Genomic DNA, 11,670 nt, shown 5'->3' with positions numbered 1-11,670 from the left:
CCATGAGCAGGTCAGGGACGTCCGAAACACGCCGGTTCCACTTCCAGGGTGACCGCGTTCGCCGCCCGGCCATCGCGCTTCTCGGATGCGCGATGGCAGCGTCGTTCGCGGTGACGGCACCGGCGAACGCCGACACCACGGCGTTTTCACCTCCGGGAGCCGCCAACCACGGGTTGCTCCCGGCGATCACCCCCGGCGGGGCGCCGCCGACGCAGGTGCCGGTGGCGCTGCGGTCACAGGCCCGCCCCGCATCCCAGGTGGTGGTGGCGCACACCCTCGCGAACAACTCCGTGCCGCAAGGGGTTTCCAGGGTCGCGTCGTGGCGGTCCGGTTCGGTGGTGAAAAAGGTCCCGGCACGACCGGTGGCCGATTCCGTCGCTGCGCCGGGCTCGATCATCAAGGTCGGCAACATCGACTTCCGTCGTCCCGGCTCGATCTCGCCGCAGGCGGCCGAAGCGATCACCGCGGGCTCCGAGGATGTCGTCCGCGCCATCTCCGATGTGTTGCGCGGCAACGGTGTGTCGGACGCCAGGGCCGACAAGGTGGCCGAACAGATGGTCGGTGACGCCGTCGTCGGCGGTGTGATCGGCGGAGCTGCGGTCCTGCCGATCGGTCTGGCGATCGGCGCACCCACCGGCGGTCTGGTCGGGTTCCTCTTCGGAATCCCGTTCCTGCCCACGGGTCTGGTCGTCGGACCACTGGTCGGCACCGCCCTCGTCGCCACGCTGGTCGCGCTGCCCGCGGTCACCGCGGGGATCGCCATCGGTGCGGCGCACGGTTACCAGAAGGGCTGGACGGTCCCGCTGGACAAGCCGCAGCCGAAGCACCACGAGGCCGCACACCGGCAGCACCAGCGCAACGCGTCCGCGCCGGCGGAACCGGGCATCGTCCCGAAGCCGCTCTCGCCGGTCCCGGCGGTCAGGCAGATCGCGCCGCCCGCGGCGAGGGTCCCGGCGGTCACGCTTCCGGAGGTCAAACCGCCAAAGATCGAGATCCCCGAGGTCAAGCTGCCGGAGATCAAGTTCCCCGAGGTGAAGGTGCCGGTCGTCGAACTTCCCCGGATCGAGCTGCCCGAACTGCCGCAGCTCCCGGTCCCGCCGGCGCCGAAGCCCGCGGTCTCGCAGGTCGATCCGAGCCAGTCCACGCGCCCGGCGGCGCAGAACTGCTCGCCGTTCCGCATGGCCGAGGTGGCCCTGAAGGGAGGCCCGATCGGCAGTTGCTGAAACCGGGGGCGCTCAGTCCCCGGGGCGGTGCTCGATGAGCATCGCGATCGCGCCGACGATCGTGTCGACGAGTCCCTCGGCAGTGTGTTCGCCGAGCTCGCCACGCTGTTCGTCGGCGCGCATCATGATCAGCGACTCGACGATGCGGAACGGCAGCAGGCTGCGCCGGTCGTCGGGATCCGAGAGGGCCTGCGCGGCGAGTGCCGCGTAGGCCCTCGCCAGTTCCTGCCGGTGTGTGCGGAATTCGGCGAACCGGGGTTCGCCCACCTCCGGCAGCAGGTACAGCGCACCGAGATTCCAGCGCGACCCGGCCAGCTGCCCGACGTCGAAGCGGGCCAGCTCGAGCAGGCGCTCCAATGCGGAGCCGTCAGCGGCGAGGAGTTCGCGCGCCCGCTCCAGCGACGCGACGACGGTCGTCTCGAGGAGCGTCGCCAGGATGTCGTCCTTGGTGCCGAAGTAGTGGTACATCGACGCCTGCCGGATGCCGACCGCCTCGGCGATCATCCGTGTGGACGTCCCGGTGTAGCCGTGGCGGGTGAAGAGCTCCGCCGCGGCGTCGAGGATCTCCTCGCGCGCGGTCTCGCCCCGACGCCGTGCGGGTATCAGACGAGGGCGGCCGGGTCCGCTCGCGGCGGCCGTGCTCGTGCCGGTGCCCATGATTCCTCCTGCGTCGTGCGAACTGTCGGCCCCTAGTCGATCACGTCGCGGCGCCATGGGAGGACGACGAGAACGCGTGACCTGGGTCGGTTAACGAACTCTTAACCGGGGTTTTCGGGCCCGGAACATTTCTGTCAAGCGATAGAAATGTCGCTCCGATTATCTATCAACCGACAGAAAAACGCTCAACGGGGAGCACCTCGACACGGAAAGAAGATGCTCACCATGGTTCTCAGTTCCGCGACATCCACCCCGGACACGACGGCGGCCCCGTCTGCCGTGCCCGGTTCCGCCGGCACCCGTCCGGCCGGATCGGCCGGAGATCTCGACGCCGACGACCTCTCCGAGTTCGGATACGACCAGCAGCTCCACCGCTCGCTCGGCAAGTTCGCCTCGTTCGCGGCGGGCTTCTCCTTCGTCTCGATCCTCACCACCGTCTTCCAGTTCTTCGGTTTCGGTTTCGGATTCGGCGGCCCGGCCTTCTTCTGGACCTGGCCGATCGTCTACGGCGGCCAGTTCCTCGTCGCGCTCTGTTTCGCCGAGATCGCCGCGCGCTATCCGATCTCGGGCGCGATCTACCAGTGGTCGCGGCGCATGGGCGGCGAGGTCATCGGATGGTTCGGCGGCTGGTTCATGATGATCGCCCAGGTGGTCACCGCCTCCGCGGCCGCGATCGCGCTGCAGGTGGTCCTGCCGACCGTGTGGTCGGGCTTCCAGATCATCGGCGACGACCCGACGCTCACGAGCACCAGCGGTGCCGCCAACGCCGTGCTGCTCGGCTCGATCCTGCTGGTCATCGTCACCACCGTCAACTGCGTCGGCGTCTCGTGGATGAGCCGCGTCAACAACATCGGCGTCGTGTGCGAACTCGTCGGCGTCACCGCCGTGATCCTCGCCCTGTTCACCCACGCCCAGCGCGGCCCGGACGTCGTCTTCGACACCGGCATCCCCGGGACGCAACCCGGTTACATCTGGTCGTTCATCGTCTCCGGCCTCATGGCCGCCTACGTGATGGTCGGTTTCGGCTCGGCCGGAGAGTTGGCCGAGGAGACCCGCGATCCGCGCCGTGTCGCCCCGCGCACGATCCGCATGGCGCTCACCGTCTCGGCGATCGGCGGCGGCCTGATGCTGATCGGCGCACTCATGGCCGCGCCGACGCTCGGCGAGGAACTCGCGATCGGTGGACTGCCCTACGTCCTGGACTCGGTGCTCGGCAGCTTCTGGGGCAAGGTCCTGCTGTGCGACGTCGCAGTCGCGATCCTCATCTGCACCCTCGCCATCCAGACCGCGTGCTCGCGCCTGATGTTCTCGATGGCCCGTGACGGCCGGCTCCCGTTCTCCAGGCAACTGGCACACGTCAACCCACGAACCGGCACACCGATCGCGCCGTCGATTCTGATCGGCGTCCTGTGCATCGGCGTCCTGGTGGTCAACGTCGGCAACTCGGCGATCTTCGCGACCCTCGCCAGCGTGTGCATCATCCTCATCTACCTGGCCTACCTCGCGGTGACCGCGCCGATGCTCTACCGCCGGTTCAAGGGTTGGCCGGCATCGGGCGGGGTCGACGCCGGGGGGCGGAAGCTGTTCGGCCTCGGACGATTCGGGATCGCCGTCAACCTGCTCGCCGTCGTCTACGGCGCGCTCATGGTGATCAACCTGGCGTGGCCGCGCGCCGAGGTCTTCGACCCGGCGGGCGACATGCCGATCCTCCGCTGGGCCGGTCCGATCGTCATCGTCGTCACCGTCGCGGTCGGCCTCGCCTGCTTCCCCCGCGGCAGGCCGCACCCGAATCGCGTCGACCCGGCGGCTGCCTGACGTGCGCACCGTCCCGGTCACCACGGTCCATACCGCGCAACCACTTTCCCGAGGAGTACACCGATGACCACCGTCGCCACCGACACCGGAACCACCGCCGGCGCCCGCGAGCACGCCCGTTCGCAGGGCGGCCGGATCACCGACTCGATGCCCGTCGTCCCGGCGTCGAACTGGCCGAACCCGCCCGCCGACGTCGACCCGGCCACGCTGACCTGGGCCGAGACCGTGCCCGGGGGCCGCTACACCTCCAAGGTGCTGGCCCGCGGCACGCGCCTGCGACTGCACGACGTCGAGGGGTCGGCCTGTGCCCACGTCCTGCTGTGGCGGGCGGACGCCCCGTGGGAGCGGCTCAACGTCGCCGACACCGTCAAGGTCCCGTGGCAGGCCTACCTCGGTGCCGGCCATCCGCTGCTGAGCGACCAGGGTCGCGTGCTGGCCACGATCGTCGCCGACGATTCCGGCCACCACGACGCCCTGTGCGGCACCACGACGCTCGCCTCCAACATTGCGAAATACGGTGATGGGCACGTGCATTCGGCCAGCCCGGCGGGGCGTGAGATGTTCACGCTCGCCGCGGCCAAGCACGGCCTGACCCCGACCGACGTACCGCCGTCGGTGTCGTTCTTCCACGGCGTCCGCGTCGACGACGACGGTTCGCTGCGCTCGATCGGATCGGCCGGCCCCGGCAGGTCCGTCGACCTGATCCTGCACCTGCCGTGCATCGTCGCCATCGCGAACACCGCCCATCCGGTCGACCCGTCACCGACCTTCGACACCACCTCGGTGGAGGTGCTCGCCTGGCGCGCCCCCGCCGACCTCGACGCACTGCTCGCCGGGGTCGCCGATACCGACCCCGAATACCAGCGCGCCGCCGCCAACGCCGAAGACGTCTGGGCCGCAGCTCACCTCTGAGCTCACCCCATCCGAGAGGAAACCCACCCCACCATGACCGCCACCATCGATTTCGCGACCGCCCCCGCCGCCGACCTGGCCCTCGTTCCCGGCAGCGTCGTCCACGACGAGGTGATCGGCGAGCGCGGCCCCTGGTCGGGCGTCGTCGCCGCCGGTGACGTCCTCACCATCGTCGACCTCTATGGCAACCAGGCCGTCGACACCCTCTTCTACGGCGCCGGCGACCACACCAGGCGCTACTCCGCGCAGGCCACGATCGCCGCGCAGGGCAACATCTTCCTGACCGCCGGCACCGTCATCCGCGACCAGGAGGGCGACGCGTTGATGGCGATCGTCGCCGACGAGGTCGGCAACCACGACACCGTCGGCGGCGCCTGCTCGCAGGAGTCGAACACGCTGCGCTACGGCCACCACACCAAGCATCAGCACGCCTGTGTGGAGAACTTCCTCATCGAGGGCAGCCGGCACGGGCTCGGCAAGGCCGACCTCGTCGGCAACGTCAACTTCTTCATGAACGTGCCGGTCGACCCGGACGGTTCGCTCGGCATCGTCGACGGTCTGTCCGCGCCGGGCAGGCGACTGGCCCTGCGCGCCGAGATCGACACCCTCGTGCTCATCTCCAACTGCCCGCAGATCAACAACCCCTGCAACGGATTCGATCCGACCGCGGTCCGCGTCATCGTGACCCGGCCCGGCGCCTGAAGAACCCGCCCAGCCCATCGAGATCCTGCGTCATCGACACCTTCGAGGAATCCGTCACCATGTCCGAACACACCGGCAAGCCGGCCCCCGTCACGGTCCTGCGGTCCGGCCCCCTCACCACCATCCAGGACTGGCCCGGCCGTATCGGGTACTGGAAGGTCGGTGTCCCGCCGTCGGGGCCGATGGACGACCTGTCCTTCCGGCTGGCGAACCTGGCCGTCGGAAACCCGGAGACCGCAGCCGGTCTCGAGGCGACCCTGATGGGGCCGGCGCTCCGCTTCGACGAACCCACCGTGGTGGCCGTCACCGGCGCGCCGGCCACCGTCACCGTCAACGGTCGTGCGGTGCCGCAATGGCATCCGATCCATGTCGGGGCCGGGGACGTCCTCGACGTCGGTTCGACCGGTGACCTGGGCATGCGGGTGTACATCGCGGTCGCCGGCGGCCTGGACGCCGAGGATCATCTGGGCAGCCGCTCGACCTTCACGATGGGTCGCTTCGGCGGGCTCGACGGGCGGCCGCTGATCGCCGGTGACCGGGTCGCGGTGCTCGGCGGGGAGAGCCGCGCGCCGCGTCGCATCCTCAACGACGAACAGCCGGCATTCACCAACACCTGGCAACTGGCGGTCACCGTCGGCCCGCACGGCGCGCCCGAGTTCTTCACCGAGGACGACATCGCCGACCTCTTCGACACCGACTACGAGGTCCACTTCAACTCCGACCGCACCGGCATCCGGCTCATCGGCCCCAAACCACGCTGGGCGCGCAACGACGGCGGGGAGGCGGGGCTGCACCCGTCCAACATCCACGACACCGCGTATTCGGTCGGCGCCCTGGACTTCACCGGCGACACCCCGATCCTCCTCGGACCCGACGGCCCGAGCCTCGGCGGCTTCGTCTGCCCGGTCACCGTGGTGACCGCCCAGCGGTGGAAGCTCGGTCAGCTCAAGCCCGGTGACACGATCAGGTTCGTCGCGGTGCGCAGCGAGGAGACCGCGTCGCCGGGCGAGCTCGGGCTCGCGCGTCGCGCGAGCTTCGTGGACGTGCTGTCGTCGGGTGGCGATCCCGACAACGGCATCCTCGGCTCGACGGCGACCGCCGACGGCACGACCACCGTCACCTACCGCCGCTCCGGCGACGACAACATCCTCGTCGAATACGGCGACATGCGACTGGATCTCGCGCTGCGGGCCCGTGTGCACGCGCTCAGCGAGCGCATCGCGGCGGAGAACCCGCGCGGCCTCGTCGACCTCACGCCGGGCATCCGGTCACTGCAGGTCAAGGCCGATCCGGATGCGTGGTCGCAGAAGCAGATGCTGGAGTGGCTCATCGAATGCGAGAGCCAGTTGCCGGCGGCCGAGGACCTCGTGGTGCCCAGCCGTACCGTGCACCTGCCGCTGTCGTGGGACGACCCGGCGACCCGCGAGGCCATCGAACGCTACATGCTCGGCGTGCGGTCGGATGCGCCGTGGTGCCCGTGGAACATCGAGTTCATCCGCCGGATGAACGGACTCGACTCGGTCGACGACGTGTACCGGACCGTCTTCGACGCGAGCTACCTCGTGCTCGGCCTCGGCGACGTGTATCTGGGTGCGCCGGTGGCGGTTCCGCTCGACCCTCGGCACCGTCTGGTCACCACCAAGTACAACCCGGCCCGCACCTGGACCCCGGAGAACGCGGTCGGCATCGGCGGCGCCTACCTGTGCATCTACGGGATGGAGGGCCCCGGTGGCTACCAGTTCGTCGGACGCACCACCCAGGTGTGGAACCACCGCCACCCACGGCCCGCGCCCGGGTTCGACCCCGAACATCCCTGGCTGTTGCGCTTTTTCGACCAGATCAAGTGGTATCCGGTGAGTGCCGAGGAACTGCTGGACATGCGCGCCGACGTGGCGGCCGGACGCGGCGACAGCACCAAGATCGTCGACGGCGTGTTCTCTCTGGCCGCGCATCAGCGATTCCTCGACGACAATGCAGAGGACATCGCCGCCAGGCGGGCGACGATGGAGGCCGCCCGCGCCGAGGAGCGTCAGCGGTGGTCCGCAGCGGGTGAGTTCGCGGCAGAACCCAGGACGGACAACACGGAATTCGTGACCGAGGAACAGGTGGCATGACGACAATCGACGAGATCTACGCGCGGATCGCAGACCGTCCCGAGGTCTTCATCACCCTCCGGCCGCGGGCCGAGGTCGCCGCGGAGGTGGAGGAATCCGTCGCGGCCGGCGGGCCCCTCGCCGGCAAGCTGCTCGCGGTCAAGGACAACGTCGACGTCGCCGGGCTGCCCACCACCGCGGCGTGCCCGGGATACGCCTACACCCCGGGGGCCGACGCGCCCGCCGTCGCCGCGCTCCGGGCCGCCGGCGCGGTCGTCATCGGCAAGACCAATCTCGACCAGTTCGCCACCGGTCTCGTGGGTACCCGCAGTCCCTATGGCGCGGTGCGGGATTCGCGTCGTCCCGAACGGATCTCGGGAGGTTCGAGCTCCGGCTCGGCGGTGGCCGTCGCCCTCGGGTTCGCCGACATCGCCATCGGCACCGACACCGCGGGATCGGGTCGCGTTCCCGCCGGCCTGCAGGGCATCGTCGGGGTGAAGGCCACTCTCGGCGCCATCTCCACCGAGGGCGTCGTGCCGGCCTGCAGGAGCTACGACGTGGTGACGATCTTCGCACCGGACCTCTCCCTCGCGAACCGTGCGATGGCGGAGATGGCGAAGGCCGTGGGCCCGCGTCCGTTCGGGTCGGCAACCCGGCTCGCCGCACCCGAGCAACCGGTCGTCGTGGTGCCCGCAGAACTCCCCGAACTCGACGAGGCGTGGCGCGCGGCGTTCGCCGAGGCGATCTCGCGGGCCGAGGCCGCGGGGCTGGTGATCAAGACCGTCGACCTGTCGCCGTTCCTGGCCGCGGCGAAACTGCTGTACGAGGACGCACTCGTGGCCGAGAGGTTCGATGCGGTGGGGGAATTCCTCTCGGCGGCGGGGAGATCCGCTGACGCCGGTCTCGATCCCACGGTCACCGGGATCATCGGCGCCGCTTCGCGATTCGGTGCGGTCGACCTGCTGCGGGCGCAGCGGAGACTGGCCGGGCTCCGCGCCGAGGCGATGCGGCAGTGGGGTGATGCCACCGCACTGATGGTTCCGACGGCACCTGCTCATCCGGCGATCGCCGAGGTCGCCGCGGACCCGGTCGGCCTGAACTCGCGGATGGGCACCTACACCAACTTCTGCAACCTCTTCGATCTGAGTGCGATCGCCGTGCCGAGCGGTGTGGTCACCGAAAGGGACGGCGGCCAGGCGCAATTCGGCGTCACATTCCTCGCGGGAGCCCACGAGGACGCCGTACTCGTCGACCTCGCCGCCCGCTTCCTCGGCGACGCCGGCGTCGGCGCGTCGTGGGTGGAGAGCGGCGCGTCGTGGGTCGAGGGCGGGAGTGCGGTCGACCTCGCGGTCTTCGGCGCCCACATGCGCGGCGGTCCGCTGGCCCACGAGCTCGCCGACCGCGGTGCACGCTGGGCGGGCGAGGTGGTCACCGCGCCGGCGTACCGGCTCGTCGCGCTCGACACCACGCCGCCCAAACCGGGCCTCATCCGCGATCCCGAGTCCGGCCGTTCCATCCGCGGGGAGGTCTGGCGGCTGTCGCCGGCCGCGCTGGGCGGTTTCCTTGCCGCGCTGCCCGAGCCGATGATGCTGGGCCGGGTCGAGATCGTCGACCCCGCCACCGATTCGTCCCGGTGGGTCGTCGGCTTCGGTTGTGCCGCCGATGCGGGGTCCGCGGGAGCCGAGCTCGACCGCGACCGCTGGTGACCGGGCCACGCGCGACACGCGCGTCCGAGCCGCGCGGCCCGGTGGCACCCGGGACCCCAGGCGTCGGACCACGACCGGTCCAGATCACCGATTCGTCCGAAATGCACCCCTGATTCGCGGCTCGGTGCGCCTGATGCTTGAATATCTCGGCCAGGGGGGTCGGGGAGAAGGACTTGGACGAGTGACCAACATGGGGCAGAACGGAATTCAGCGTTCGGAGAAGGTCGCGCGACGCGCGAACCGCAAGCAGCGGCGCGCGCACCGCGTCGTGGCGGGCGCAGCAGCGCTCGCGACGGTCGCGGCGGTCGGCGCGGGCCAGATCGTGGAGCCGGGCGCGGCCGAGGCGCTGTCGTGGCCGTTCCCGACCCCGCTGACGGACGTCGATCTCGCGAACCAGGTCAAGGACCTGAAGAACGAATACGGCATCAACCCGCTCGGCGGCCTGTTCGCCGACATCAACAACGACCTGCTCGCCGACATCGTCGAGACCTGGCGTATCGAGATGTGTGCGTCGGGCGGCGGGAGGGGTGGGGCGGACTGCTCCAACTCCTCCACCGGACTGCTCGGCTACGGCGTCGCGCTCGTCATGCCCGACAGCCTGGAGCTCGTCCCGGTGGGCGTGTACGGATCGTTCAAGTCGATGTACGACGACATCCCGCAGTGGGTGAAGGACACGGCGAACGTCATCCTCGTGCCGATCTTCGACACCGCGCTGCCGGACAAGCTCACCCCGGAACCCGGCACCGACGGTTCGGCCAGGGTGAAGGGCAACGGCTTCCAGTTCGCCATGGCCTACCGTGACGGCAACGCGACCGCCGTGTCCTACCTGCCGGTCAGCATCGCGACCGCCGGTGCCAGCGACGGCCGGTCGGCGTTCGCCTTCGCGGTGATCGGTTCGGCCCACGCCTGGAACACCGGTGACCTCGACGTGACCGTTCTCGGCAAGCCGCTGGCGACCATCCCGGGCATGACCGGCGTCGGCTGCTACGGCGGGCTCACCGCTGCCTACGCCGGCCGTGTGGGTGCCTGCGCCAATGTCGGCGGCACGTTCGATTTCCGCTACCGGCAGAGCAACGGCGAGGTGCAGTTCGCGCTCACGGACCCGTCCGCGCTCCTCTCGGATCCGACCGGTGTCCTCGGAGGCGCGGGGCTCGAGGTCCTGGCCGGACTCGCCTCCGCGCTGCTCGGCGGCGACGGTGTCGATTTCGACAGCGACTGGTTCTCGTTGTCCAAGGACTTCGCCCGCCTGTCCATCGGCGGCGACTACGGCCTGTTCAGTGGCAACTTCATCCGACTAACCAGCGACTACGGATTCACCGGACCCATCGAGATCGACTGGCTGGGCCAGAAGATCACGCTGCGTCCGCTGGTCGAGGTGAACGGGGAGATGCGCCCGAACGCACTCGGGCTTCCGGTCATCACGTTCGGCCGGCTCGACACCGGCCAGATCGTGCCGGTCCTCCACGTCCCGAGCTACGAGCTGCCCTTCGGTCTGCCGGCCACCGACTCCGTCGACTTCCCGTCGACGTCGGGCTCGGCATCGACGACCGCCGCGCGTGTCGCGGCCGCCGAGACGACCACGTTCGCCGAGGCGCCGTCGGCCTTCGCCGCGACCGGCGTCGAAACCGACACCCCGGAGGTCGCCTCCGACGATGCCTCCGACGATACGGAGGCGGGCGACGAGTACGTCGGCAAGCATCGCGAGCAGTACCACGGCAAGCATCGCCTCGAGGACCGCGTCGACACCGGCGCGGACGCCGAGGGCCCGGCGGACGGCTCGGCGGGCAGCGCTTCGGACGGTGACGGAGCGGAGTCCGGCCCCGGCGGCCACTCGGGCCCGGGAGGCTCGGATTCGGGCAGCGGCGGCTCGTCCGGCTCGGCCGGTTCGGGTGCCTCCTCCGGCTCGGCCGGTTCGTCCGGCTCGGCCGGTTCGGGTGGCTCTGACAGCGGCGGCGATTCCGACGGCGGCTCCGGCTCGGCCGGCGGCTCCGACTCCGGGTCGGCCGGCGAGGCGGCCTGACCGCCCCCACAGACCGGCGCCCCGGCACCAGGACCCGATCCGTGCCGGGGCGCCGACCATCCCCCCGGCATCGCCGGATGGGTCGGCGTGACCGGCTCGGCGGGCGTGAGGCGGACCGTCGCGGTCGGCGACACGACCGGCACCGCACCCGGTCGCGATGACTACCCTGGACGGACACCGGGAGCAGACCACGGAGGGCACGATGGCGATCGATCCGAACAGAAGCAGGGCGGTGGCGGAGGTCGTCCGCCGGCACCCGGTCATGAGCCTGATCGCGGTGTCTCCCGGTATCGCGGTCTTCGTGGTCCTGCTGCTGCTCGACCAGACCTTCCTGGCGATCCTGTTCGCCATCCTGGCCGTCGGGGGCGGGCTCTATCTGCTGACCCGCAAGCGCTGAGGAAGATCACGCCGCGCGGTAGCGCCGACGCCGAGGCCGGCGCGGCTACAGTGGGGCCAACACGAGCGCCACGCCGTGCATGGCGGGGCACCTCGGGCAGCACGGTTCAGGGCGAAGGGAGTGCGCGCGCATGATCGATGGTTCG

At 70.3% G+C, this 11,670-nt stretch carries 9 protein-coding genes; 8 read left to right on the top strand and 1 reads right to left on the bottom strand.

Going from position 1 to position 11,670, the window contains the following annotated elements:
• Positions 1-2: 2 nt before the first annotated feature.
• Complete coding sequence (locus ABFT43_RS08230; RefSeq protein ID WP_347959888.1) at positions 3-1,223, top strand: ABC transporter permease family protein; 1,221 nt, start codon at positions 3-5, stop codon at positions 1,221-1,223.
• Positions 1,224-1,235: 12 nt separating this feature from the next.
• Here ABFT43_RS08230 and ABFT43_RS08225 read toward each other — a convergent pair whose 3' ends face one another.
• The gene (locus ABFT43_RS08225) at positions 1,236-1,880 is read right to left on the bottom strand and encodes a TetR/AcrR family transcriptional regulator (RefSeq protein ID WP_347959887.1); all 645 of its coding nucleotides are present in this window, start codon (positions 1,878-1,880) and stop codon (positions 1,236-1,238) included.
• 225 nt (positions 1,881-2,105) lie between these two features.
• On the opposite strand from ABFT43_RS08225, the gene ABFT43_RS08220 reads away from it, so the two are divergent.
• The 7 genes from ABFT43_RS08220 (at position 2,106) to ABFT43_RS08190 (ending at position 11,525) form a co-directional block, all read left to right on the top strand.
• Positions 2,106-3,695 carry an amino acid permease gene (locus tag ABFT43_RS08220; protein ID WP_347959886.1) on the top strand — a complete coding sequence of 530 codons (1,590 nt, stop codon included), beginning with the start codon at positions 2,106-2,108 and terminating at the stop codon, positions 3,693-3,695.
• A gap of 63 nt (positions 3,696-3,758) precedes the next feature.
• A complete protein-coding gene (locus tag ABFT43_RS08215; protein ID WP_347959885.1) occupies positions 3,759-4,607 on the top strand; it encodes an urea amidolyase associated protein UAAP1 in 849 nt (282 codons plus the stop codon).
• A 33-nt stretch (positions 4,608-4,640) separates the two neighbouring features.
• A complete protein-coding gene (locus ABFT43_RS08210; RefSeq protein WP_347959884.1) occupies positions 4,641-5,309 on the top strand; it encodes an urea amidolyase associated protein UAAP2 in 669 nt (222 codons plus the stop codon).
• Positions 5,310-5,368: 59 nt separating this feature from the next.
• The gene (locus ABFT43_RS08205) at positions 5,369-7,423 is read left to right on the top strand and encodes a 5-oxoprolinase/urea amidolyase family protein (RefSeq protein WP_347959883.1); all 2,055 of its coding nucleotides are present in this window, start codon (positions 5,369-5,371) and stop codon (positions 7,421-7,423) included.
• Positions 7,420-9,108 (top strand): allophanate hydrolase, encoded by a 1,689-nt coding sequence (atzF, locus tag ABFT43_RS08200; protein WP_347959882.1) that lies wholly within the window; start codon positions 7,420-7,422, stop codon positions 9,106-9,108. The genes ABFT43_RS08205 and atzF overlap by 4 nt, the downstream gene beginning before the upstream one ends.
• A 190-nt stretch (positions 9,109-9,298) precedes the next feature.
• Positions 9,299-11,128, top strand: coding sequence for a hypothetical protein (locus tag ABFT43_RS08195; protein WP_347960092.1), 1,830 nt, complete (start codon positions 9,299-9,301; stop codon positions 11,126-11,128).
• A gap of 202 nt (positions 11,129-11,330) precedes the next feature.
• A complete protein-coding gene (locus tag ABFT43_RS08190) occupies positions 11,331-11,525 on the top strand; it encodes a hypothetical protein (RefSeq protein WP_347960091.1) in 195 nt (64 codons plus the stop codon).
• The last annotated feature ends 145 nt before the right edge of the window (positions 11,526-11,670 follow it).

The organism is Gordonia aurantiaca, assembly GCF_039939235.1.
GTDB lineage: Bacteria > Actinomycetota > Actinomycetes > Mycobacteriales > Mycobacteriaceae > Gordonia.
The sequence above is the reverse complement of the archived record's forward strand: the minus strand, read 5'-3'. Positions and strand labels throughout refer to the sequence as shown.